The sequence below is a fragment of the Heyndrickxia sp. FW510-T9 genome (assembly GCF_058781025.1).
The window spans coordinates 14,010-39,151 of the sequence record NZ_JBYSWK010000019.1; the positions used below are offsets into that span (position 1 = coordinate 14,010).

Below are 25,142 nucleotides of genomic sequence, written 5' to 3' on the forward strand. Positions count from 1 at the left end.
ATTACAGTTTAACGGACAAAATCAATTGCTCTCCAATTCTCCCCATTTTTCTCCGTCCAGTGTCTGTAAAACCAACCTTCTCATATAATTTTTGTGCTGGAATATTTTTTTTATTTACAGCTAAAACAATCTCATTACATTGTGGAAATTCTTGCTGAACAAAGTCATTTAATTGTTTCATGCCTTTCTGGGCAAATCCTTTTCCTTGATGTGCATGATTAATAGAAAGCGCTGTTAATAACATAGCATTTGGATTATCCGTATATTCCGCGACTCTTTCACTAGAATGTAGTACAAAGAAGCCTACTGGTTCATTTTGGTTTATAATAACGATTGGAAACCGTCGATCCGATGACTCCAGCATTTCGAATGGCAATGCAGTGAATTGTACTTGATCTTGTGGTAAATGGAAATTTCTCAGTTCCTTTAAATACTTTGGTTGATAGTGTTCCAAACTTGTGTCCATAAAATCCTCCTGTTGCGTTTTACTTAAATATAAGATCTATAGTACCTTTCCCTTGTGAATAAGAAACATTTGCCTTAGCCCCATTCACTAAAATCATTTGCGGGGGAACATGTCCAATATCAGCATCATATATTACAGGAATATCCATATCATCAAATGCATTATGTAAAGCATCTACTATTGTAAAATCTTTTACGTCGGAATATCCTGCTGGTCTTCCAATCAAAATCCCGTTGGCTTTATGAAACCATCCGTTCATTTTCATTTGCCATAGATGGCGATATATTTCAGCCGCATTCATTTCACAGCTTTCCAGGTACCAAACGATGCCCGTATCATGGCAATACTCTTCAACAAACTGTGAAACAGGTGCATAAGGAGTTCCAATAAGAGTGGAAATCGTATCTAAACAGCCTCCTAGTAATCTACCAGAGAATTGAGTTGACTCGGCTGAATTTAGCGACTTCCAAACAGTCGCCGTATCCAAATTGAAACCTTTATTTAGGTCATCTCCCCAAGTAGATTGGTAGAAACTAGAGGAAGTTTGTGAAATCGTTTCCCCTGGACGATTGCTCAATACATCGACCCACTTCTCCGTCAATGAATCTAACTTATTTGCACATAGATCAAAGAAACTGTTACCATGTGCAGATGCAGTTCCTGTCAACAATGTGTATGCAAAAATAAAGGTACTGATATCAGAAAAGCCGAGAATCCATTTTGGATTAGTGGATCTAATCTCCTCCCAATCTAGTAATGGCAGAATATCCATTAAAAATTCACCGCCCCAAGGTGGAATAATCGCCTTTACTTGGTCATCCAGTAAAAATTGTTGAAGTTCCTTTGCACGAATCTCTTTCGAAGCACTGACACTTTTTTCATTTGTCCAAACAGTATCTGCAATAACAACTTTAAAACCTAATTGCTCAACATTTCTTTTGGCATCCATAAAATAGCGGTGCATTGGCTCTTCTACACCACTTGACGGTGCAATGACCGCAATGGTATCACCTTTTTCGAGATTTTTAGGATAGCAAATTGATTTATCCATTTGAATTCCTCCTATTTCAACAAGTGTCTTTTCTTAACTATTTTGGTTTTTAGACGAAAATCTTTTTTCGGACTAAAAATAAACAACCTTTTGAAAAAAAGCTGCCCCAAAACCAAATGAAGATTAGATTTTAAAACAAATCGTGTAATATCCCCTCAATCATCATCCGTATTTCACAAGAACATGCCAAAGCTGTTTCAAATGTTGAAATGTTTCCTCAGGCGTTCCCCAATCCCCCCAAAGTTCTGAATTATGGTAGAAAGAAGCAGCGGCATTTCCTATCGTAAAAGCATCGAGTAAACCGGGAGTGTGAGCATAATATTCATCTAGGCGCTTTGCAAGCGGCAGCATCGCAGGTCCTCGAAAATCAGCGGGTACAGAGGAAGTGGCTAATCGAAAACCGGGATTCCACCAAAGAGTAATGGAATACTTTGCACAGAGTTCCTCCATGAAAACACCAAATTGTGTTTCCTTAAAGGATGGGTCCGCTACCAATACCTCAACATCTTTAGAAAGGTCAATATCACCATGGATTTGTGCCTCAATATAATCATCTAACGAGCGTCCTAATTTTCCTAGTTGCTCACCACACGATGGAAGGGTAAGAAGTTGCTTTACCAAATTAGGAGTATCCATCTCTGATTTACCAAGGGCCTCGTGATTTGTTTCAGAAGCTTCCAATAATGCAGCAAGGATTGGCTCAAATGCATCTATTGTTCCGATAACATCAGGTCCTGTATGACTGTCTCCAAATGTAAAGGTACACCGCTCTACTATATGTGGTTTCAATCGAAAATGGCATGAACCAAAACGCGGTGAAGCACCATCCACATAATTCATTAAGTTCAAACCGCCATACTTCGGACGTTCCATATTTCTTACGGATAGATTTTGATAGGCTCCACCGAACAAAATATCTTCCCACAGGTCCCGGTCGCCTCCAGCAAATGATGTCTTACTTCCGTTTGTAACCTGGGTTACAAATTGACTGTAATACATTCCATCTTCTATAAAACACTCGATAATCGTACGACCATTTGAAAGTATTCGATCAGGATGAAAATTGAGCGTCACTCTACCATGAGTGCGAATGGTACACAATAACTCCTCAATAGACAATATTATTTGGTTACGGTTTAAAATATCTTTAATCTTTTCAATAGATAGGCTCCGAGACTCTCTCGCTTTCGATCTCACATAGTCAATCGCAAAGGATTGGGCAGGTGTTAATGCCATATTGAGTCCTCCTTCCAATCTATCTTAAAGGTGCACCATACACGACATGCCAATGCAGATGTTTGGAATCCTGATAGTTTCCTATATTCGTAATGACTCTGCATGCACCGTTCTCTTCTGTTACCTTTGCAGCAACTTTTTTAATGACATCGAATAACTCCAGGAGTAATTCGTTATCTTCATCTTGAAGTGTGATAAGCGATGGAATATGCTTTTTCGGTATCGTCACGATATGAACAGGATAAAAAGGCTTTGTATGATAATAAGCTAAAACATTTTCCGTCTCCATTACCTTGTTTACTGCTGTTTTTCCGCTTAGTACTTCTTCACAGTAAAAATCCGCTGTCATAAGGACACCCCTTTTTAGAAATATTTTATATGCGGACTCAGAATCCGTTATTTTTATGAAATTCCCTTAATTTAAAGGCTGAGCGGACACTGAGTCCGTTATTTGTGAAAAAACACTGTGAAAACACTGCTTTTTAACTAAATAACGGATCCCATGTCCGCAAAAAGGTTGAAATAGGCAATTTTGTCACAGATAGCGGAACCAGTGTCCACAAAGATCAAGAATTAAACTACTTTATCCAATCTGTTTTCAGAATTGAAAACACAGAGGCGTCGTAGGAAACTCCTCCTTGAAATAAATATCCTCTGAGTAGTCCCTCTTTTTGAAATCCCAATTTTAATAAAAGATTGGATGATGCTTTGTTTTCCGGGAAGGTAACGGCACCGATTCGATATAAATCCAATTCTTCAAAGCTGTATTGCAGGACTGCTTTTACGGCCTCCGAAACCAGTCCTTTTCGCCAAAAATTCGGATGCAGCTCATAGCCAATTTCCGCTCGTTTTCCCATTAAAACAAGATTATTTAATCCTACACTTCCTATGTATTCACCTGTTTCTTTTAAAATCATACCCCAGCGAATCCCACGTTTTTCAGCAAAATTCTTGGAAAAGGATTGGACCATTTTTTGAGCATGTTCTACTTCACGTAAAGGCATCATGCCGTAATATTGCGTTACTTCTTCTTGTGAAAAAATGTCATAGACTGCCCCAACATATTCTTCTGTTATTTCCGTAAGTTGTAGCCTCTCTGTTTCTAAAATAGGAAATGACATACGAACACCTCATTTATTTAAGATACCGCATCAAATGCAGTTGGATACTTTAACTTTCCTTTAATGTTCTTGAGAGAATTTGCTTTCTGCTCGATCGCCATAAAATATGGATCCTTCACTGGAAAAGGACATTCAATTCCAAAAGATGATTGGGAAGGAACGAAGCCAAATTTAGGATAAAAATCTGGGTGTCCAAGCACAAATACATGCGGATAACCAAGTTCGCTACAAGCCTGCAAACCTTCCTTTACAAGTGCCGAGCCAATTCCAACTCCTTGATATCCCGGTTTTACCGCCATTGGCGCAAGCGCGATGGTGGGAATCTCGCCATCATTTGTTGTGATGAAAACTGGGCTAAACAATATATGTCCAACGATTTCTCCCTCATTTACTGCAACAAGAGAAAGTTCCTTTATAAATAAATCGCTTTTCCGGATAGCTTCAATTAAATTTGCTTCATTTGGTTTATTACCGAAAGCAAGATAATTTACCAAGCGAATTCCTTCATAATCAGCAGGCATTTCCGCGCGAATGATGTATTCATAAGCCAATTTCGGTCCCTCCTTTGATTGTAAAAATCTTACTACAATTACCGTTGTGTGTATAGCGAATATTATAAACAAAATAATATTTTGCGAATTTTAAAATTCCGAATTGAACATGTGGAAAATAAATGAAATAATGAAACGAAATAAATTTGGAGGAGATTAAATGATTGACCTTAGTTACTTGAATTTTGCTGACCATTAACAGTGTATCCGAGGGCCCACGATATAAAAGTTTGATTACACAAAAACAGTTTAGCTTTTTTATCCCTGATGGTTTATTGGGGATCTATTATTTATGGGAATATATCGAATAGAGGAAAACTAAATAATAAATTTATGAGCTCAGGAGTATATTCCTGAGCTCATTTTATAAGAAAATCAAAATATCTTAGTTGTATCGTTCAAACAGAAATGATAAACAGCATCCACTTGAAAGAACAATCCATCAAATTCCCCCACGTCTTTAATAATGAGCGATCCATCCTTTTCAACCGGTTTTTCCTCAAGTATGACATGGAGTTTAGATATATCCCGGCTATTTTCATTAGTGTAAGCGACAACCGGCTGTTGAAATAGATATTCTTTATCGTTCACTTTTACTTTCAAAAAGTTTTTGTGTAATAGTTTATTTTCACTTTTTACGATATTCATAGGGTCAATTAAAGCAGCTTTCATATTTCCTTCCAAAACAAGGTGGTAGCCTTTTTCCACTTGAAACTTTTCAAATTCTGCTTCCTTATTGCCTTTAACGATTTTTACAATTGATTTCGTTTCGTCCGAAATGATTACTTTATCTATTTGCTGGATTTTATGATTGACGTTATTTTTTAATAAATCATATAAAGTTTGATTGGACTCGAAAAAATTTTCCTTCCAATCAGGTGAAATTTCATCCAACAGCAGACTGAGAAACAATCCGGAACCACAGCAACTTCTTCTTAAGTGCATACTAGCATCTTTTTTATTTAATAGATGACGACTATATTTTTCTATTACTTTCTCATATGTCAGCGGACTTTTCTCAGAGTATGCTTTCAATTCTACATACCAAGCTGGTCCTTCAACTGTTTCTAAATTGGTTTCATATAGGATATACTCGCCAATGAGACTCATCCTTTTTTCCCTTAGTGCAACGAAATTCTGAAGATGTTCTACTCGGATTTCCCCTGTTCCTACGACCGCATGATAAAGATGAAATCTTTCCTGATTCCTTAGCTCCACATTCTCCTCTATTAGTGGATACGATATTCCCAGCATTTCGTCAGGAAATCGTTTTTCCTCTTTGACATATTGAAATCCATGAAATAATTCATGGGAAAGGATGGAGTATAAGCTTTCCATATCCTCATAGCGTTCGACACAAGTAATGGCGGTTGGATAATCTTCAAACAGTATGATGGTGTCCCCCAGAAATTGTTCATCCCATGGCAGAACTTGTTGCTTGAACTTCGGATGACGGTACAGATGAACCTTTTCTTGATCATAGAGCGCAAAAGCAACTGCCTCGAATCCAGGCCAGTGCTGGGACAAGTTTATTATATCCTCCGCCAATTTATCGTAGGTATCTTTCGTTTTCAAAGAGTTTTCCTTCCATTGAAAATAAGTTTCTTCATGATTTTTTTGTAAAAATAAAGACTTCGGATAAGGTAAAGCAAGCTCTGGCATTTGTTCTGCATCAAAGTAGCGTAACTCAGTCGTTTCGCTATCAACTGGGTTTAGCTCGACATCTTTAACGTCACACTCAAAAAGAAATACATTATATTCGACTTTATGACCATTCGGATATTGGTATCGAAAATCCTCCCCGCCAAACACTCCTAATAGCTTTTTCGGAACTACATGCAGTCCTGTTTCCTCCCATACCTCACGAACAACTGCTTTTGCAGGTGCTTCACCAGGTTCGATTGCTCCGGCAGGGAGACTCCACTTTTCCCCGTTCCCTTTGTTTTGAAATAAGATCTCTCCCGTTTCATTTCGAACAATTGCCGCCACACTTGGCATGAAGATTAATTCGTTCCCTACCTTTTCCCTAAGCTTCTTATAATAATCGGACATTCCCATTTGCCACATCTCACTAAAAATATTTATAGTAAGATTCCTTCTCTGATTTCAGACGACATCCATTACTTCTGAAAACATGTTGCATTTTTATATTTGTTGAATGGGTGCCTCCAATATAATACGTGGCACCCATTTCTTTTAGAAAACGTAACGATTGTTTATGAAGAATAGAACTTAGACCCTTTCCCCGCACTTCAGGAATGATTCCAAAATAAAATAGCCTGCCTTCATTCATTGTTCTTGGCTCTATATGGGGGATAGTTACACCAATTGGTTTTCCTTCTTTTATAAAAACACAACATGAAGTTCTCCAATTATCCCCTAATTCTGTTTTTACAGAATCAAGATGCTGATCCATTGTAAAAGTAGAAGGTTTGTTATCAGAAAAAAGCATGCTCTGTTCCCAAATATTCTTGAATTCATCTTCCGAAAGCTCATCCTCTAGAAACTTCCATTGAAAAACAGAAGGATATTCATCTATGTTCTCTAGCTCTTTTGTATATTCCACAATGGATGATCTATGTTGAAATCCATTGGTTAAGAGGATATTCGAATAGTCATTGTTCGATTTTTGAATCAGTACAGCTATATAATTTAATTTATTGATTTCCCCAGCTGTTACCAGATCACTTATTTTTTCTTTAAAATCTGGACACGGTTGTTGCGCCTCATTTTCCTCTAACGCAATATATCGAGGTAGACCGTTCAACACTTTAAATGTTCCTTGAAAAAGTTTTTCTATATTTGATATGATAAGCAATGTTTATCAGCCTCTCGTTGTATTCCTTTAAACTATTCTATTCTCTTAATAAAATTTCCTTTATATTCGTTTTCTCAAATGGTTAGGCGTTGCTATTTCGATCGTTCACTTTACGTTTTCCGTACGAGATAGGTGAGTTTCTCCTATTCTTTGGAGATTTCCTCTAAAAGTTGGGAGCGTTCTTCCCTTTTTTCGGTGTTCTCATCCACTTCTTCGGAGGTATCACCCTGGTTAGGCGTTTCCTTCTATTTTTTCGGAGATTTCCTCTAAATGTTGGGAGATTTCTTCCCTTTTTCCGGTGTTCTCATCAACTTCTTGGGAGCTTTCACACGGCTTAGGCGTTTCCTTCTATTTTTTCGGAGATTTTCCTCTAAAAGTCGGGAATTTTCTTCCCTTTTTTCGGTGTTCTCACCCATTTCTTCGGAGCTTTCACCAGAAATTTTCCTCCACCTAATTGAGTTCATCATCTCCACCCAGTACCCAAACTATTTACCCAAAAATCCAAAAACATGTTTACCACAAAAATATTTAGGGTAAAGATACACTGGAGGTGAGTGTGAGCATTGATAGAATTTAAAAATGTTTCCAAACAATACGATGGTGGCTATTTGGCCATTAAGAATTTGAATTTCACGATCAAGAACAATGAGTTGCTTGTTCTAATTGGTCCCAGTGGATGTGGTAAAACAACCACGATGAAGATGATTAATCGAATTATCGAACCGACCAATGGCGAAATAACCATCAACGGAGAAAGCATTAAAAAACAAAATCCAGTAAATCTCAGACGAAATATTGGTTACGTTATTCAGCAAATTGGGTTGATGCCACATATGACGATCAGGGAAAATGTTGCCTTAGTTCCGAAGCTGAAAAAGTGGGATGAAGCGGAGTACAAGGACAAGGTAGATGAGCTCATGAAGATGGTTGGACTTGATCCAAATGAATTAGGAGATCGCTTTCCAGATGAATTATCTGGCGGGCAGCAGCAACGAATCGGGGTTATCCGAGCATTAGCAGCAGATCCAGACATCATTTTAATGGATGAGCCATTCAGTGCGCTCGACCCAATCAGTCGCGAACAGTTACAGGAAGAGTTAGTCAAACTGCAGCAGGAAATTAAGAAAACGATTGTCTTTGTTACACATGATATGGATGAGGCATTAAAGATTGCCGACCGCATTTGTATTATGAAAGATGGGGAAATCATTCAAATGGACCGGCCAGAAATGATATTAAGGCATCCAGCAAATGAATTTGTACGACAATTTATTGGTGAAGATCGCTTGCAGGACTCCACTATCCTTCCTGAAATTGAACAACTCATGGTTCCCCCAATCACTGCTTATCCTTCACGAGGAATTGCTGAAGCAGTAAAAATCATGCGTCAAAAACGAGTGGATAATTTATTAATTGTGGATACAGAGCACAACTATTATGGAATCGTCAATATTTGGGATATGCGACGTGCCTATGGAAATGAGCAATTAACTTTACTTGATCTTATTCAAAAAGATATTCCCACCATCACACCGAATGAAAACCCTGAAAAAGCTTTTCAACTAGTCAACGAATCACCATATGGTTTTGTACCTGTAATTGACCATAACGAAAAGGTTAGAGGGATTATTAATCGGTCTAGTATTGTCAAATTTGTTGCCGATCGTTTTGACGATTCAATGGGAGGGATATAGATATTAATAGTTTATGGAATGAAATAAAAGATGTGTTTATCAATCGTTTACCTGAAGTTGGTAGTTTACTAGTAGAACATATTTATCTGTCATTAGTTTCTATTATTATCGCAATTGTGATTGCTGTTCCGCTTGGGATATTTCTAACTCGTCAGAAAAAAATCGCAGATATTGTCATTGGGATTACCGCCGCCTTGCAAACCATTCCAAGTCTTGCCCTGCTTGTTTTTCTAGTACCCTTCATCGGAACAGGTAAACCGCCTGCTATTATCGCATTAACGATCTATGGTTTATTGCCTATCCTTCGTAATACGTATTTAGGTATTGTTAATGTGGACAGCAGTACGGTGGAAGCAGGGATTGGTATGGGAATGACGAGCAGACAGGTTCTTTGGAAAATTGAGCTTCCCCTCGCTTTAAACGTTATTATGGGTGGTATTCGTACCGCAGCTGTTATGGTTGTTGGGGTAGCTACCATTGCAGGGTTAATTGGTGCCGGCGGTTTAGGAGATTTAATTTTCCGCGGTTTACAAACGTATAACTCCGGACTTATTATAGCTGGAGCACTGCCTTCTGCGTTAATCGCGATTTTATTCGATATGATATTGAAACGATTTGAAAATGCAGCAAAGCCAGGTACAAAAAAGAAAATCACCAAAACGAAAAAATGGATTGCTGCTACAATTGCTGCTGCCGTCCTCCTTACCGGAATTACGGTTGGAGTTGTAAAAGCGGTAAATAACAAAAATACAATTACCATTACTGGAAAAAGCTTTACGGAACAAGAGATTTTGGTCAATATCTATAAAGAATTAATCGAAAATCAAACGAATCTAAAAGTCGATAAACAGTCGTTCATCAGTGGCTCGGCTGGAGTTTTTCAAGGGTTAAAAAAGGGTGACTATGATATAACTGTTGAATATACAGGTACAGGATTAATGAATTACTTAAAAGAAGATATCGACTCAACCGATCCTGATAAAGTATACAATTATGTAAAAAAACGTTTTAAAGAGAAGTACAACATTATTTGGTTAGATCCAATTGGTTTTAATAACACTTATTCCCTAACAATTCGTAAAGAAGATGCGAAAAAGTGGAATGTAAAAACCATTTCTGATTTAACAGAAAAAGCACCGCAATTAACATTAGCTTCTGAACCGGAATTCTTGGAACGTGAAGATGGATATCCTGGTTTAAAAAAAGCATACGGGATTGAATTCAAGAAAACACAAGCAATGGATTCCGGGATCATTTATAGTGCAGCTAAAAATCATAAAGCAGATGTCATTGATGCCTACACAACTGATGGGCGAATACCAGCTTTTAATTTGCAAGTATTAGAGGATGATAAGCATGTTTTTCCTCCATATAATGCAGTACCGGTTGTAAGAGGTGAAGTTCTTAAGAAACATCCTGAACTAAAAAAAGTACTGAATTTACTTGCAGGAAAAATCACAGATAAAAAAATGCAGGAATTAAATGCCGAGGTAGATATTCATAAGAAAACGTATAAGGATGTTGCACATCAGTTTTTAGTTGACGACGGCCTATTAAAAAATTAAGTAGTAGGATCAGTGAAGAAGTGTCACTGGTCCTTTTTTATTTTCAATACAAAGCCTATTATTTATACGGATAAAATCTAGTTATCGTTTAGATAAAAAATACCATTGGTTTATTGCTTCATCAATAAAACAAAATATTTTTCATATTCCTAGCGTTTGTGTATCATATTTAAAATAAAGGTAATTTAAAAACCTAAAAGAAGGAAATCATATAGAAGAAACCAAGCAAGCATTCTATGACTACTATGCAAGTCACATGATTTGATTTTTTTAAAACAGATGATATAATATGTATAGTTAGTTACTTTTTGTAACCAAAGAAACATCAGGAGGGAATTTCAAATGAAAATAGTAGCACTAGTTGGAAGTAATCGTAAGGAATCTTATAATAAAAAGCTCGCGTTATATATGCAAAAGCGCTATCAAGGCAAATTGGATATTGAAATTCTGCCAATTGAAGAGCTTCCTATGTACAATCAAGATGATGAGCTTGATCCATCAAAAATTGTAAAAGAAATTAAAGATAAAGTGGTTGAAAGTGATGGTGTGCTAATGGTTACACCTGAATACAATCATTCCATTCCGGCTGTTTTAAAAAATGCGATTGATTGGTTTTCAAGAGTAGATCGAGTAATGGTAAACAAACCAGTAATGATTGCTGGCGGATCCGGTGGCGTATTAGGTACAGTGCGTGCTCAAATGCATCTTCGCCAAATCTTGAACTCACCTGGAGTTTCTGCACTTACTCTACCTGGAAACGAAGTATTTATCGGTGCAATTCAAAGCAAAATAGATGAAACAGGAAAATTGGTAGATGAAGCTACTATCCAATTTATCGATTCTGTAGTGGAAAATTATATTAACTGGATCGAGCAAACAAAAGGTTATTAATGAAATAAGAAGATCAAGCCCGTCAAGGTTTGATCTTTTATTTTATTCAATATAAATAAATAATTAACAACTGTCACACTGTGTCATATTATGTAATGCAACTGTAATTCCCCTGTGAAGACGTAGTCATGCAAAAACTTGTATAGTAGTTTTAGCAAATGACATCAGGAGGTATAACAGTATGTTTAAAAAAATCATCTCGACTGTAGTAATTGCATCTGCACTAATCTTTGGGGTTACAGCTAAAGGTCACAATGCTGAAGCTGCGTATTACAACACAAAGGCGATTGCTGTTGCCAAAAGTAATCTTGGTGTTCCTTATCGTTTTGGAGGAATAAGTCCAACTGGCTTCGATTGTTCCGGTCTTGTAAAATATTCATACGGAAAAGCAGGTATCAGCCTGCCTAGAACAGCTGGAGATATGTTTAGTAAAGGAACTCGTGCGAAAACATTGAAAGCAGGCGACTTAGTTTTCTTCTCTCAAAGTAAGGCTACTAAACCTTCACATGTCGGAATCTATCTCGGCAGTGGAAAATTTATTAACGCTTCTTCTTCTAAAGGTGTTTCTATTACAACATTGAGCAATCCATATTGGAAGCCACTTTATGTTGGAGCAAAACATATTTAATATAATGCTACTAAGCTTCGGTGAGGAACCGAAGCTTTTTTGTTTTGAATCTAAAGTGCTCCTACAATCACTCATACTTTATAAGCTTCATTTTAAAAGCTGAGCAATAACCTATTTCCTTAATCTTACACTATAATGACGTAACGATTTTGGTATCCCTTTTAACTCCAGCATTCCGCTATAAATCAAATGACGAATCCGATACTCTAAATAGGAATCCCCTATCGGTTCTTCTATTTCTCCCAAAATATGCCCAATCAATCTCCCAGCCTTAATAAATTCGTCATCCCCTTTTTCTCGGTGAAGTTCCTTTAAAGCTTTTAATATTAATGAATCAAAATAACCCTCAGATACTGTATGTATCTCTCCATCTATCCAAACTCGTAAAACACCCGTTGTATTAGAAAGTTTTTCCCATTCCCGTTGAAATTTCTCTCTTTCTGTTGAAGTTAAAGGAGCTGCTGCTTTTTCTTTTTCAAAAATAAATCTATAATGTCCAGGCGCCAATTCACCTGAATGATGTATATAGTGTTCTTCATTTTCAGGAGCTATTTTATAAACATGATACAGTTCAGTCGAGTTATGAAGAAAAATATCATTCGCTTTGTTCTTTAATAAATAAAGAATATAGCAAAGATAAGTTTGTTCTTCTGCATTATTGGCATACCAGATGTGGATAGGAGCACACTCTGGAATATCCTCTATCTCATAAAGCGCATTTGTAAAGTGATTTTCATACCAAGTATCATCGGAACCAAAATTAATATTTTCCAAAAGCCATTCATTTTGATTGGTACGACCTTTTTTATCTTCCAGATTCCAAATTGGGCCAATGTTAAAAAATCCAGGAAATCCAATAACCGTTTTTGGCCTTTCCAATCCTACTCTTAAGGATCCAGCAGCATGTTCCGAACTAACAAGGTGATATGCACCTGTATTTTCTATCCTGTTTTCCTTGCTTCGGGAAATATGGATTTGTTCGTTTATTTTTTCTATCATCATTTGAATGCCTTCTTGATGGAGAAAATAACCGCGGCCTTCCAGAGGGTTAGATTCTTCATGGTCGAACGTCTCAAATGATTCCCCATCTGCTAATTCATAAGTTTCCAACCTCTTAGCTTGACTTGAAGTTACATAACAAAGAACTCTTATTCTATATACAAATACAATGTTCGGTTCCGTGAAAAAATATATAGATGATCCATTTACCCTTGTTTTCACAATACTACCCCTTTTGTCGGAATTATCTTACAGTTACCTTAACATAAAATACAATAACTGTATAAAAAACCTTCTTATTTCTTCACATCCACAATCGTACTCTCGCCAAGAACGGTAATTTTCCACTTGCCTGGTTTATCAATATCGAGTTTCCCTGTATATCCTGTATAGGTGTCTCCAGTTGCATCATTAAAGGGAGCATCTTGAATATAAGGGAAACTTAGCACATGATCTTTGTCCTTATAATAGGAGGCTACCACAGTGATGATGGATTCTATACTCTCCCCTTTAACCTCCATGCTAATGTCCTTTGATAGTCCAACTTTCACATCATCTCTTGATAAATTAAATTGTGTATTTTCTGTTGTAATATTAGGAGCTTTCACATTCACTACAATAGATCCGTATGGATGGCCATCGATGGAAACGTCAATTTTCCACAAACCCTTTTCTGGAAAGGGCTTAAAGGTAGTCAATGCACTTGCATCTTCTCCATAAACTGGCCCTTGAAGCTCTGTTTCGTTGACGACAAATTTTTCACCTGTTCCTTCATGCGTGGCCGTTGCCTTTAATTTTTTGAATAATAATTTATCTGGCTCTCCCCAGACATACCAAAACATTTTGGCAACGGTTCGCGGATCTTTTGCAATAAATTTAGTGTCCAGAATCCCAATTCTCCCCTTTATTCCACGCACATCATTTTTTGAAACAATCTTTCCGTTTTTGTCCATTCGATCGAATGTAGGACTCACTTGCCAAGATTCTTTTTGCAATGGCTTCATTGTTTGAGAGGGCTTATTTGGGTGATGGGACACTAACAACAGAATAGGAATGAAAACAACTAAGCACATTGAGATAACAACGGTTAATTTTTTTAAAACGTTATTGTAATTTGGTCTTTTTCCATTCGCTTTAGCAGCAATTCGCAATTGGTTAAGGATTTTTTCTTGCTGAAGCGGTTGTAATTGATGAACTGGGAACGATCGTAAAAGCTTTAATTTGTACTCCTCCTCCTTATTGAATTCCATAATCCAGCCCCTCCCTCCATTCCTTTGATTGCAGTTGAAGCTTTTTTAGTGCACGGTGTAATGTTAAATTCACTTTATTTTTCGTCCAGCCTAAAACTTCAGCTGTTTCCGATACCGATAGATCCATGATTCCTCTTAAAATCAGGACGTCCCGGTACTTCTTTTTCATTTCGTTTATTGCTTTGTAGATTTGTTGGATTTCTTCTTTATGGATTAAATAGTCCTCTAGATTCAGTTGATTAGACGGGATGAGTTGTAAAATGTTGTCTGGTAGGTGAGGCAGCTTCTGTTTTCTGCGGTGATGATCAATGGCGATATGGCGAGCAATGGAGACTAACCATGTTTTCGGATCCGCTTTGCCTTCAAATTGATGAATGCCTTTTAGAGCTTTTAAAAAACACTCCTGAACAAGGTCTTCAACATCGGTGCTTTGCGTGTAATAAACCAAAAAGTGATAAATATAGGCGTTGTACTTGCGGAATAAATCTTCAATTATCCGTTCCTTATCCACTGAAGGTCCTCCCCTCCAAAAAACGCTATTTATTATTAGACGTTCGTGAGCATTGGAAATTTCATTTTAATTATAATTAGTATAAAAGATTAGTTGATAGAGAGGTAAGAAAAGCGGCATTTGCTAGTAGCATCTTGAATTCAGAGGACACCAGTTCCGTTATCTGTGACAAAATAGGGTTTTTCTCTCGGTTTGCGGACAGAGGTTCCGCTATTTAGTAAAAAAGCAGTGATTTTCTTGTGTTTTTCAGTGAATAACGGATTCTGTGTCCTCTAAGTCATTAAAATAGGGGCTTTTTATCAAAATAACGGATCCTGTGTCCGCTTAAAATTTTAGTCCCGCTGATTTCATTTGCTTGGAAACAACAACAGAATTCCAAGTAAAATAATAATAATAAATAAAGAGTTTTCAAATTTCCCTGCTGGTATTTTTTTATTAAAATATTTTCCTATTATAATAGCTAACAATATTGCTGGAATAGAGATGGAATAAAGAGTAAATACATCCTTAGTCCATAAGCCTCCTAGTGCATGCCCAGATACAACAAGAACACCTGATATTAAAAAATGAGCTTGTAATGTTCCCCTGAAACGCTCTGGATTCCAACGTCGTAATGTTCCGTAAATAACAACCGGGACACCATTAAAGTTGTAGGCACTCCCAAGGGCACCAGATGCAAATCCAAATGGTAAGACCCAACCTTTAGCATTTAGTAATGGTCGATCCAGCCCTTTTAAAAGCTTTTTCTTTACGATTGAGTAACATCCGTAAGCTATTAGGAAAATACCTAGTCCAGTTGTAATGACATTTGCAGGTGTAAACTTAAGCATAAGTAGACCTATCGGGATTCCAATCACCGTGGTAATTGCGAGTCTAATTAGGATTGGCCTTTCTATATGACGCCATCCGCTGGCAACGGTTAAAGCAGCAACGGTAAGGCCAGCCAAACCAATCAGAGAAACAGATGTATTTAGGGGAATTGGCAGTAACGCAAGCAGTGGCATACTAACAATTGCTTCTCCGAATCCGAACATAGTTCTCATCAATGCACCAATAAAAACAGCAGCGACGATTAAAATCATAATGTTTATTGTCATTGCACAACCTCACTTAAAATCCATATATTTTAATATTTTACTTTTTGTGGTAGCAAAAAGAAACAGAAATCCCCCTCCTTCCCCTATTATTAATGTGCATTAACAAAGGAAAAACTATTATTAAACCTTATCATTCATTAATGTACCTCTTCTATTATTATAACATATTATCATGTTCAAAACCGCTATTCAATAAGGTTTTTTCCACTTTTTATACGTGTTTAAAGGCGGTTTTCAGACTTCTAAAATCTATTTTAAAGGGAATGTATTAAGACGCAGCAAAACCTCTCAAATCGAAAAATAACACCGTATTCAGAGGGGTGATTTTTCCCTAAACTTTCCTTTCAAAGTATCTTTATTTAGAAACATAAAAAAGACCTAAATCCGTATAGGAATTAGACCTTGTTCATTTTTGTTCTATTTCTTCCGCATAACCAATCCCGTCATAAACGATAAAAACACATGTGTTCCTGCCTTAACGGTAGGCTGTACTACTCCGTCCCGCATTGGATCCAAGCAAACTATATCCATTGCTCCCACCTTTGGATGAAGACCAGCTGTATAGACTGCATCAAACAGTTCATCTGTCCTCATTCCACCTGGTGTGGAAGCTGGAACACCAGGTGCATAAGCGATATCTAAGACATCCATATCACAAGTCAGATATATGCGGTCTACTTTCCCCGCCAAAGTATTAAGTGCTTGTTCTACCGTTTCCTTCACACCATTTTGTCGTGCTTTCTTCAATGTAATATAATTTACACCGTATTCCTTCGCACATTCCACTAAGGATGGCGCATTAAAGAATCCGTGTAAACCAATATTAAATACATTTTCCCCTTTGATCGTTCCGCTTTCAATCAAGTTGCGGATTGGTGTTCCGTTTGTTGGCCCATGATCCTTTAAATCACGCAAATCGAGATGAGTATCGAGCTGCAAAATTCCGATCTCCTCATTTGGAAAAGTTTCCTTCCAGCCTTTTACAAGCATCGCAGTAATGGAATGATCCCCACCGATGCTTACTGGAATGGATCCTGAAAATTCCTTCGTCAACCCACGGAAAGTGTCTTTAATATTTTGGTGGCTTAAAAGAATATCCGTGAAGTGCATTTTCACATCACCGACATCTACAACAGACAATTCCCTTAAATCAACTTCTTCATCGAGATTGTACGTATTGAATCCTTTCCAAGCGCGTCTAAAACTCTCTGGAAATTCAGATGCACCAGAGGCACTAATCGATGATCTGGAAATCGGAACGCCCATTATCACTACATCCCATGGATTTTCCCCATCTTCTTCATTCAAATGAGGAATAGATTGAATCCATTCATTTACCTTTAAATCCTGTCCCCAAGCGACTTTTTTCCAAGAAAAAGCTGGAGTTTCAATCGGTAATGTACTTATTTTATTTAACATAGCTGACCACTCTCTACCACGATTTTACCGGACTTAATAACGGTATCTGTATGATTCATTCCATAATGATATTGCAGCTGCATATAATTTGGCACATTCATAATGACAACATCCGCTTTCTTGCCAACTTCTAAACTACCAATTTCTTTCGCACGATTGATCGCATGTGCAGCATTAATGGTAGTTGCCGTAATAGCTTCCGCAGGAGTCATCCCCATTTTCATGCATGCTAGATTCATAATGAACGGTAAAGAAGTTGTAGGAGATGAACCAGGATTACAATCTGTCGATAATGCAACAGGAACGCCTTCGTCAATCATTCTTCGTCCTCTTGCAGAATCTGCCATTAAAAAGAAAGCTGTGCCTGGAAGTAATACCCCTATTACTCCTTCTTCCGCCATTCTTTTAATACCTTGGTCTGATGCCCGTAATAAGTGATCTGCAGAAACGGCTCCAACATCCGCCGCTAGTTCTGCCCCTTCATACGGTTCAATTTCATCAGCATGAATCTTTGGAATAAGTCCGTGCTTTTTACCCGCTTCCAAAATCAAACGGCTTTGTTCAGGAGTAAACACTCCTCTTTCACAAAAAACATCATTGAACTCTGCTAAACTCTCAGCAGCAACTAAAGGAAGCATCTCTTCTATTACGATTCTCACAAACTCATCTGGATTTTCCTTATACTCTCCCGGAACTGCATGAGCTCCCATAAAAGTGCGAACAACATCGATGACGTGTTCATCATTTAACTGTTTCGCCACTTCCAACTGTTTTTTCTCTGTTTCCCAATCAAGTCCGTATCCGCTTTTCGCCTCCACAGTTGTAACCCCGTGCTTTAAAAAGGAATCTAAGCGCTTCATACTTTCAGAGAAAAGCTCATCTGGCAAAGCCGAACGAGTCCTTGATGTAGTGGCATGAATACCACCGCCATTATTCATGATTTCCATATAGGTGGCACCATTTAAACGCATATTAAATTCATTTTCCCGGCTTCCCGCATAAACAAGATGCGTATGCGGGTCCACAAGACCCGGCATCACAATTTTCCCACTCGCGTCGACCACTGTTGCTTCAGAGACACGGTTTGCATATTTCTCCTTCAATTCCTCCGTTGTCCCTACAGCTTGAATCTCCCCATTCTCTAACCAAAGTGCGCCATCATTGAATATATGAAGCTCATTCATCGCCTCTTTTGTTAAAGGTTTTTCCGAACCGCCTTTTACGGTAATCAATTCATTCGCATGTTGAATAAAAATTGGTTTTTCAAACATTTGTGGTACCTCCGCTAAAATTATTTCGAACGCAGCATTGGAATATGGATACCTTTTTCCTCCGCTGTTTTAATCGCTAAGTCATAACCCGCATCCACGTGACGGACAACACCCATTCCCGGATCCGTCGTTAATACACGTTCAAGACGTTTTTCCGCTTCTTTCGTACCATCTGCCACGATAACCATTCCCGCATGTAACGAATAGCCCATGCCTACACCGCCACCGTGATGTACAGATACCCAGCTAGCTCCCCCAACTGCATTGATCATCGCATTCAAAATCGGCCAATCTGCTACAGCATCACTGCCATCCTTCATTCCTTCTGTTTCACGATTCGGTGAAGCAACAGAACCTGAATCTAAGTGGTCACGACCGATTACAATCGGTGCTTTCAACTCGCCGCTCGCCACCATATCATTAATGATTTTTCCAAAACGAGCACGCTCTCCGTATCCTAACCAGCAAATACGAGATGGAAGTCCTTGAAATTGAATCTTTTCACGAGCCATTTTAATCCAGTTACATAAATGCGTATTATAGCTAAATTCACGAAGAATAACTTCATCTGTTTTATAAATATCCTCTGGATCTCCTGATAATGCTACCCAACGGAAAGGACCTTTACCCTCACAGAACTGTGGGCGAATGTAAGCAGGCACAAATCCAGGGAAGTCAAAAGCATTCTCAACCCCTTCATCCTTTGCAACTTGACGAATATTGTTTCCGTAATCAAATGTAACAGCGCCTTTTTCTTGTAATACCAACATCGCCTTCACATGTTCTGCCATGCTTGCTTTTGATTTCTTCACATATTCAGATGGATTTTCCTTACGTAATTTATCTGCAGCTTCCAGACTATACCCTATTGGAACATAACCGTTTAACGGATCATGCGCAGATGTTTGATCGGTTAAAACATCCGGAATGAAGCCAATTTCAATCATCTTTGGTAAAATTTCTGCCGCGTTTCCTAACAATCCAATAGACAATGCTTTCCCTTCTGCTTTTGCTTCCTTAGCAAGACGAATAGCTTCTTCTAATGAATCTGTTTTTGTATCTAAATAACGAGTTTCAATCCTGCGGTCTATTCTTGTTTCATCTACTTCAATCGCGATACATACACCTTCTGCCATTGTAACCGCAAGTGGTTGCGCACCACCCATACCTCCAAGACCCGCTGTAACAGTAATGGTTTGCTTTAAAGATCCGCCAAAATGCTGTCTGCCCGCTTCCGCAAACGTTTCATACGTCCCTTGTACGATTCCTTGGCTACCAATATAGATCCAGCTTCCCGCTGTCATTTGCCCATACATCATTAAGCCTTTTTTATCTAACTCGTGGAAAGTATCCCAATTTGCCCATGCTGGTACAAGGTTTGAGTTCGCAATAAGAACTCGAGGTGCATCAGTATGTGTTTTAAACACAGCAACTGGCTTACCTGATTGAACCAACAAGGTTTCATCTGATTCAAGTTCATGTAATGTTTTCACAATAGCATCATAGCAATCCCAGTTTCGGGCAGCTTTTCCGATCCCGCCATAAACAACTAAATCTTCAGGACGCTCCGCCACATCCTTATTTAAATTGTTCATGAGCATTCGCAATGCAGCTTCTTGAACCCAGCCTTTTGCATGTAATTCTGTACCTGTGTAGTTAACGATTTCTCTTTTTGTATCCGTTTTCATTCCATTCCCTCCAAATCTACTTTTGATTGTTTCCTACTATTATTATATAAATAAAATATTCTGGAAAGTTTATGAAAAATGTTTGATTTCTTATATATACTCATTATTTACTATTAAATTTTTATAATAAACTGCTTATTTTTTTATACTTATTTTAGATTTTTATATTCATTCAATATAAAGCAACCTCTGTTACTTCTGTAATTGTACAGTCAAAACAATAATCTTAATCTTTCATTGACAAAAAATATTTTTTGTGTTATGATAGAATATTTGCAATTGAATTGATGTTTTATCTATGGTAAATTTCTTTTTATATTGATCTTTTGGGGAGGAGATAAGAGTGGACACACTTCCTTGTAAAGGATGTAGAGGGCTTTGTTGCGGACCTGTCCCAGTCACAGAAAAGGAATTAACAAAAATAAAACGAAAGATTAAAAGCATGCCAAAAAAGCTACGATCTAATCTCGAAAATCAAACAAGACATTTCGGAACATGTATCTTTTACGATTTGGATAATGACAAATGCGGTATTCACGCTGTAAGACCTGAGATTTGTAGAATGTTCGGTTATTATAAGCAACTTGTTTGTTTTCGCAAACCGGAACTAGCAACAAAAGATTTACCTGCTAGATTAGAAGACCCCACCGGGATATTATCCGTAGATTTTACATGGGAATACTTTAAATAATGTAGGGCTGTTGAGTACTTCGAAAATGACTCATAATTAATAAAAAAAACATATTTCCATTTAAGATAACAATGGACTAACTAATAAAAAAAATAAAATCTCACTATCTTGAAAAATAGATGAATATTATCGGAAACGTTTTCTTATTAGGGAAAGTAATTCTTGCTGTTCATCATCAGATAATCCGTTTTGTATTTTTTTTATAATAAGACCCTCTGAATCAGAAGTGTATAAAAAATAATGTGTTGAATCCGCAGAAAGGCTTTCAAATTCAGACCATTTAAACTTCCTATTTGAATTTTCTGTTTCATGGATTAACTCATCATCAGTAAAAGTTACTTTCCACTCTCCTATCAAGTAGGAGAATTTGTTTCTAAATTGTTTTTTTATAGCAGCAAAAATACGTTTATTATAAACTGTTTTTGCGATTAAGACCCATAATATGAAATAAAAGATTGGGATTACCAATCCCCATTTAGTAATAGTGTGTGCATATAACGTCATAACTATAAAAGGAACTAAAAAGACAATAATAGCTCCATACCAAGCGTATTTTGTTTTCTTATTTTTATGTGTTTCAGAGTTCTCTATAAAATCCTTTTGTAGAGCCATTAAGTCGTCAAAATCAATGTCATAATGAACAATCATACTATGCCTCCTTTCAATATGATTATATCTATCACCAAATCCTAAATACCCTTGAATCTCTGACTTTTTGCAAAAATAAAAGTTTTAATAGAGCCAACTGTATTATTACAGGGTAAATGGTGGGTTTACTAGCAAGTGATTTCTATCTATTTAATGATTCATCCTATATTCTTTTGGTGCTTTTCCAACGACTTTTTTAAAAACACGTGAAAAATAATGCTGGTTTTGAAAGCCAGTTAACGACGCAATCTCTTTCATCGCTAATTCTGTTTCATCCAGTAATCTTTTCGCCTCTTTCACTCTTAATTGTGTTAAGCTTTCGCGAAATGTTTTCGCTGTTTTTTCCACAAACAAATGACTTAAATAAGTAGAGTTTCTTCCAACATAGCGAGATAATTCATTTAAATCTAACTCTGGTTTCCAAAAATGCAGTTCCATATAATGAAGGCATTTGTCAATAAGCTCAAGATGGTCACTTTTACTAGTTTCACGAACAGCATCCACCAATTTTGACGTGAAAATAATGAGCTTCTGTATAATACGATAAATTAATGGATTATATAGGATAGTATCAAATATCTCGAGATACTCCTTCTCGTATGTAGTGGAATCTAGATTAGCAGATTTCATGTGACGGCGAATTTGAGCAAGAATACTTGTTAAGCGAATCCGTAGCAGCCCCGGGTCTGGATACGGCTCTTGAAACTGTAAAAATTCACTTGTTAAAAATTGCGATATTCCTTCTTTATTTCCTTCATTCAAAAAACCAATCCATTGTCTTTGTTCATTCGGAGTCAGAAAAGGATCAATAAATGTCCATTGTAACGGACTTTCGAATTCTAGTACTTGTCGATACCCTATAAAAAAGGTAACTTCGGTTATTTTTTTCGTTTGACCGTATCTTTCTTGAATGGTTCTCCCTGAATAGCGGTCATGATTGATAATGACGGAGATGGGGTCTTTTTGTTCCAGCTCCCAATCATGCATAAATCGTTTACATCTTTCACTCCAATTTACTTCTGCGGAATCCTTGAAAAGACAAAGCAGCATATCACTTAACGGAAAGATAATAGGAGCTACCGGAAAGATGTAATCCTTTAAAAATTGATTTAAGGCAGGCAACTTCCGTGTATTCTCTGACTGAAAAGCAATAAACACATACGGTTTTGCTTGCTTTTTTTCCATCATAAATAGTTCCTCGTACATAACCTCTTGCTTTATTTCCAGATCAGTGTAATTAACCGTTTTTTGTTTTTGATGTTGCTCACGAATTAATATATTTATATAATTTAATAACTCTTGTGGAGAGAAAGGTTTTAATAATAAATATTTGGTCCCAATATCGATCGCTTTTTTTGCAGTCTCATAGGTCGCTTCCATCGTCAAACAAATCATCGCTGGTTCATGAATTTTCAAAAGTCTTGTCAAAGATTCTGAGCTTCCAATATTCATGTCATATACCAATATGGCAGGCGAATCCTGTTCAAGCACCGATATCGTTTCTTTTAAGCTCGCAGTCACCCTAACGCTTACATTGGAAATAGAAGATTCCACAAGCCACTGTATTCCCTTTGCCTCGAATTCATCATGATCAGCAATAACTATTTCTATCATACGATTACACCTACTTCCAATCCCTACTACCCATCATTATTTCAAAGTTCATGTAAGTGGTAAAGCTTTTGTATTACCGTTTAATCCAGATATTTTTATAATCCACTTTGCCCCAAGCATTTAGCATCATACCTTGCAAAATCGGACTGTGATTTACCATTTGTTTCGTATGGTATAAGAATAATAGTTGATATTCTTCTTTTAATTTCTCTTGAAGTTCTAACAAATACTTGATTCTTTTCTCTACATCCTCTTCTTTTTTACATAAGGATATATATTGGTTAACTGTAGAAAGTTGCTTATCTCCTAAATGGTTGTGAATGAACCCTTTCCGGAACGAGTACATGTCTATTAGCTCTACATCCGTCTGAATTCCTAATACTTCCCCTGCAACTACCATATCAGCCTTTCCTAAAATAGTTGGGTCTGCAAGTTCTCTTATTGGATGAACAACAATACATGTATTAATCCCAAGCTTCGCCAATTCCTTTTGCAGCCATTTTGCATTTATTTCATTACTTACCATTTCATAAGTATAAAGAGTAAGTTGTTCACCATTGTAGCTTGATTGTTCTAAAAGCAACCTGGCATGTTCAATATCATACTCATTTTGAAAAAAATTCTTGCTATACTTTGGAAAAAAACTACAGGAAGGTATTTCCCTCATATCTTCTAATTCCATAATCAACTTTTCACGATCCAAACCGTAATGAATCGCTTCACGTAAAAGTGAATCCTGCAATAAACCTTCTTTTTTCAAGTTAAAGGTTAAGTATGTTGCACCTTCCTCTATATTCGTTAATTGTCTTTGGATACTTTGATCAACAGGATTTTCTCCGTAAAAAATATCATCTTGCTCCAAACGCTGAATCATTTTCGCTTCCTCATAATTTGGCCAAATCCACATTTCAATTGCATCCAATTGCGGCCTGCCTTCAAAATAATAATCATTCGCTTCTAAAAGCAAGACAGATTCATTATTCTTCTTCATCCGGAATGGGCCAGTACCAATGGGTACGGCTGCAAATGGATGGTTTTTCTTAATTTCACCCAAATCATGAGGGACGATGGAATAACGCTCTGAACAAAGATTATGAAGGAATAATACATTTGCCTCATTTAAAGTAAATTCTATTTTGTATGTTCCAATTACCTTTATTTTCTTCAATATGGTTCGAGGTTCATCAAACGGAGAATGAGTAATCATTCGTTGAAAAGTAAATTTCACATCATCTGCAGTCAATATATTTCCATGGTGAAACCGAACACCTTTCCGTAAGTAAAAGCGCCAAACCGTCTTATCCTCATTGCATTCCCAATAATGGGCAAGCCGAGGAACAATCTCTTTCCGTATTTCATCAAAGGAAACAAGCGTATCAAATACTTGATTCACCAAATGTGACTCTGTTCTTCGATGAACAAAGGTAGGATCTAAGTTAAGTACCGGGCGATAAAAAGGGAAGCGCAGGATATCTTTCTCTTCATCCTGTTGAAACCCTAAGTGGTGATATAGCCATTCGGTAAATTCGAACTTCACCACTTGCAGCTGGTCAATCAGCTTCCATGCCTCCTCTAGCTTTTCTTCCAGTGTTAACTGTTTTGCTTTTTCTAGAATTAAGTCATGCAATGGTTCTATAAAGATTATTTTAGACGTATTACCACGTCCTCTTCCTGGTTGCCAAATAATAAAATGTTGACTTGCCATTTTATTTATAACAAGCTGAGTATTTCTTTTTGTACAACAAAGAACACGCATGAGTTCATCTATGGAAATCGGAAAACTTTCTCCATCCTTCCGCATACCATAGTGCTTTCGCAGTGAAATATAGTATTGCTCTATATTCAAATATATCCGCTCCTTAAAAAGGCGAAATTTATTTTTTCACCTTTCACTTTTTCTACGTCTTTTTCAAAAGTATAATTTTTTTGAAAA

At 37.1% G+C, this 25,142-nt stretch carries 22 protein-coding genes and 1 pseudogene; 5 read left to right on the plus strand and 18 right to left on the minus strand.

Going from position 1 to position 25,142, the window contains the following annotated elements; translation table 11 throughout:
• Position 1: 1 nt before the first annotated feature.
• The 8 genes and pseudogenes from AC3WJF_RS11555 to AC3WJF_RS11590 form a co-directional block, all read right to left on the minus strand.
• A complete protein-coding gene (locus AC3WJF_RS11555) occupies positions 2–466 on the minus strand; it encodes a GNAT family N-acetyltransferase (RefSeq protein ID WP_492452267.1) in 465 nt (154 codons plus the stop codon).
• Positions 467–485: 19 nt separating this feature from the next.
• Positions 486–1,517: a S66 family peptidase gene (locus AC3WJF_RS11560; protein ID WP_492452269.1), complete on the minus strand. Its 1,032-nt coding sequence runs from the start codon at positions 1,515–1,517 to the stop codon at positions 486–488.
• A gap of 162 nt (positions 1,518–1,679) precedes the next feature.
• Complete coding sequence (locus AC3WJF_RS11565) at positions 1,680–2,753, minus strand: DUF3626 domain-containing protein (protein ID WP_492452271.1); 1,074 nt, start codon at positions 2,751–2,753, stop codon at positions 1,680–1,682.
• A 19-nt stretch (positions 2,754–2,772) separates the two neighbouring features.
• The gene (locus AC3WJF_RS11570; protein ID WP_492452273.1) at positions 2,773–3,102 is read right to left on the minus strand and encodes an HIT domain-containing protein; all 330 of its coding nucleotides are present in this window, start codon (positions 3,100–3,102) and stop codon (positions 2,773–2,775) included.
• A 229-nt stretch (positions 3,103–3,331) separates the two neighbouring features.
• A complete protein-coding gene (locus AC3WJF_RS11575) occupies positions 3,332–3,874 on the minus strand; it encodes a GNAT family N-acetyltransferase (RefSeq protein WP_492452275.1) in 543 nt (180 codons plus the stop codon).
• Positions 3,875–3,891: 17 nt separating this feature from the next.
• A complete protein-coding gene (locus AC3WJF_RS11580; RefSeq protein ID WP_492452277.1) occupies positions 3,892–4,425 on the minus strand; it encodes a GNAT family N-acetyltransferase in 534 nt (177 codons plus the stop codon).
• A 1,620-nt stretch (positions 4,426–6,045) separates the two neighbouring features.
• Positions 6,046–6,483, minus strand: a pseudogene (locus AC3WJF_RS11585) (NUDIX hydrolase); the annotation flags it as partial.
• A 13-nt stretch (positions 6,484–6,496) separates the two neighbouring features.
• A complete protein-coding gene (locus tag AC3WJF_RS11590; protein WP_492452279.1) occupies positions 6,497–7,243 on the minus strand; it encodes a GNAT family N-acetyltransferase in 747 nt (248 codons plus the stop codon).
• Positions 7,244–7,806: 563 nt separating this feature from the next.
• On the opposite strand from AC3WJF_RS11590, the gene AC3WJF_RS11595 reads away from it, so the two are divergent.
• From AC3WJF_RS11595 to AC3WJF_RS11610, 4 genes are all read left to right on the plus strand, one after another.
• Entirely contained in the window at positions 7,807–8,937 is a 1,131-nt protein-coding gene (locus AC3WJF_RS11595; RefSeq protein WP_492452281.1) for an ABC transporter ATP-binding protein, read from the plus strand.
• Between the two features lie 32 nt (positions 8,938–8,969).
• Positions 8,970–10,502 carry a glycine betaine ABC transporter substrate-binding protein gene (locus AC3WJF_RS11600; protein ID WP_492452283.1) on the plus strand — a complete coding sequence of 511 codons (1,533 nt, stop codon included), beginning with the start codon at positions 8,970–8,972 and terminating at the stop codon, positions 10,500–10,502.
• A 342-nt stretch (positions 10,503–10,844) separates the two neighbouring features.
• Positions 10,845–11,393, plus strand: a complete 549-nt coding sequence (locus tag AC3WJF_RS11605) for an NADPH-dependent FMN reductase (RefSeq protein ID WP_492452285.1) — start codon at positions 10,845–10,847, stop codon at positions 11,391–11,393.
• A 181-nt stretch (positions 11,394–11,574) separates the two neighbouring features.
• Entirely contained in the window at positions 11,575–12,021 is a 447-nt protein-coding gene (locus AC3WJF_RS11610; RefSeq protein ID WP_492452287.1) for a C40 family peptidase, read from the plus strand.
• Between the two features lie 111 nt (positions 12,022–12,132).
• On the opposite strand, the gene AC3WJF_RS11615 is transcribed toward AC3WJF_RS11610, so the two are convergent.
• The 7 genes from AC3WJF_RS11615 to hutU all read right to left on the minus strand — a co-directional run bounded on the left by AC3WJF_RS11615 (position 12,133) and on the right by hutU (position 20,256).
• The gene (locus tag AC3WJF_RS11615; protein WP_492452289.1) at positions 12,133–13,242 is read right to left on the minus strand and encodes a DUF1835 domain-containing protein; all 1,110 of its coding nucleotides are present in this window, start codon (positions 13,240–13,242) and stop codon (positions 12,133–12,135) included.
• Positions 13,243–13,316: 74 nt separating this feature from the next.
• Entirely contained in the window at positions 13,317–14,270 is a 954-nt protein-coding gene (locus tag AC3WJF_RS11620) for a DUF4871 domain-containing protein (protein WP_492452291.1), read from the minus strand.
• Positions 14,257–14,781 (minus strand): RNA polymerase sigma factor, encoded by a 525-nt coding sequence (locus tag AC3WJF_RS11625; RefSeq protein ID WP_492452293.1) that lies wholly within the window; start codon positions 14,779–14,781, stop codon positions 14,257–14,259. Before AC3WJF_RS11625 ends, AC3WJF_RS11620 begins: the two co-directional genes overlap by 14 nt.
• Before the next feature lie 347 nt (positions 14,782–15,128).
• Complete coding sequence (locus AC3WJF_RS11630; RefSeq protein WP_492452295.1) at positions 15,129–15,878, minus strand: sulfite exporter TauE/SafE family protein; 750 nt, start codon at positions 15,876–15,878, stop codon at positions 15,129–15,131.
• A gap of 417 nt (positions 15,879–16,295) precedes the next feature.
• Positions 16,296–17,297 carry an agmatinase family protein gene (locus AC3WJF_RS11635; RefSeq protein ID WP_492452297.1) on the minus strand — a complete coding sequence of 334 codons (1,002 nt, stop codon included), beginning with the start codon at positions 17,295–17,297 and terminating at the stop codon, positions 16,296–16,298.
• Entirely contained in the window at positions 17,291–18,568 is a 1,278-nt protein-coding gene (gene hutI / locus AC3WJF_RS11640) for an imidazolonepropionase (RefSeq protein ID WP_492452299.1), read from the minus strand. The genes AC3WJF_RS11635 and hutI overlap by 7 nt, the downstream gene beginning before the upstream one ends.
• Before the next feature lie 20 nt (positions 18,569–18,588).
• A complete protein-coding gene (hutU, locus tag AC3WJF_RS11645; RefSeq protein WP_492452301.1) occupies positions 18,589–20,256 on the minus strand; it encodes a urocanate hydratase in 1,668 nt (555 codons plus the stop codon).
• Between the two features lie 343 nt (positions 20,257–20,599).
• On the opposite strand from hutU, the gene AC3WJF_RS11650 reads away from it, so the two are divergent.
• Positions 20,600–20,947 carry a YkgJ family cysteine cluster protein gene (locus tag AC3WJF_RS11650; RefSeq protein ID WP_492452303.1) on the plus strand — a complete coding sequence of 116 codons (348 nt, stop codon included), beginning with the start codon at positions 20,600–20,602 and terminating at the stop codon, positions 20,945–20,947.
• Positions 20,948–21,073: 126 nt separating this feature from the next.
• Here the strand turns inward: AC3WJF_RS11650 and AC3WJF_RS11655 are convergent, their stop codons facing one another.
• From AC3WJF_RS11655 to AC3WJF_RS11665, 3 genes are all read right to left on the minus strand, one after another.
• Positions 21,074–21,595: a YcxB family protein gene (locus AC3WJF_RS11655; protein WP_492452305.1), complete on the minus strand. Its 522-nt coding sequence runs from the start codon at positions 21,593–21,595 to the stop codon at positions 21,074–21,076.
• A 150-nt stretch (positions 21,596–21,745) separates the two neighbouring features.
• Complete coding sequence (locus tag AC3WJF_RS11660; RefSeq protein ID WP_492452306.1) at positions 21,746–23,209, minus strand: response regulator transcription factor; 1,464 nt, start codon at positions 23,207–23,209, stop codon at positions 21,746–21,748.
• Positions 23,210–23,282: 73 nt separating this feature from the next.
• A complete protein-coding gene (locus tag AC3WJF_RS11665) occupies positions 23,283–25,055 on the minus strand; it encodes an ABC transporter substrate-binding protein (RefSeq protein WP_492452308.1) in 1,773 nt (590 codons plus the stop codon).
• Positions 25,056–25,142 lie beyond the last annotated feature (87 nt).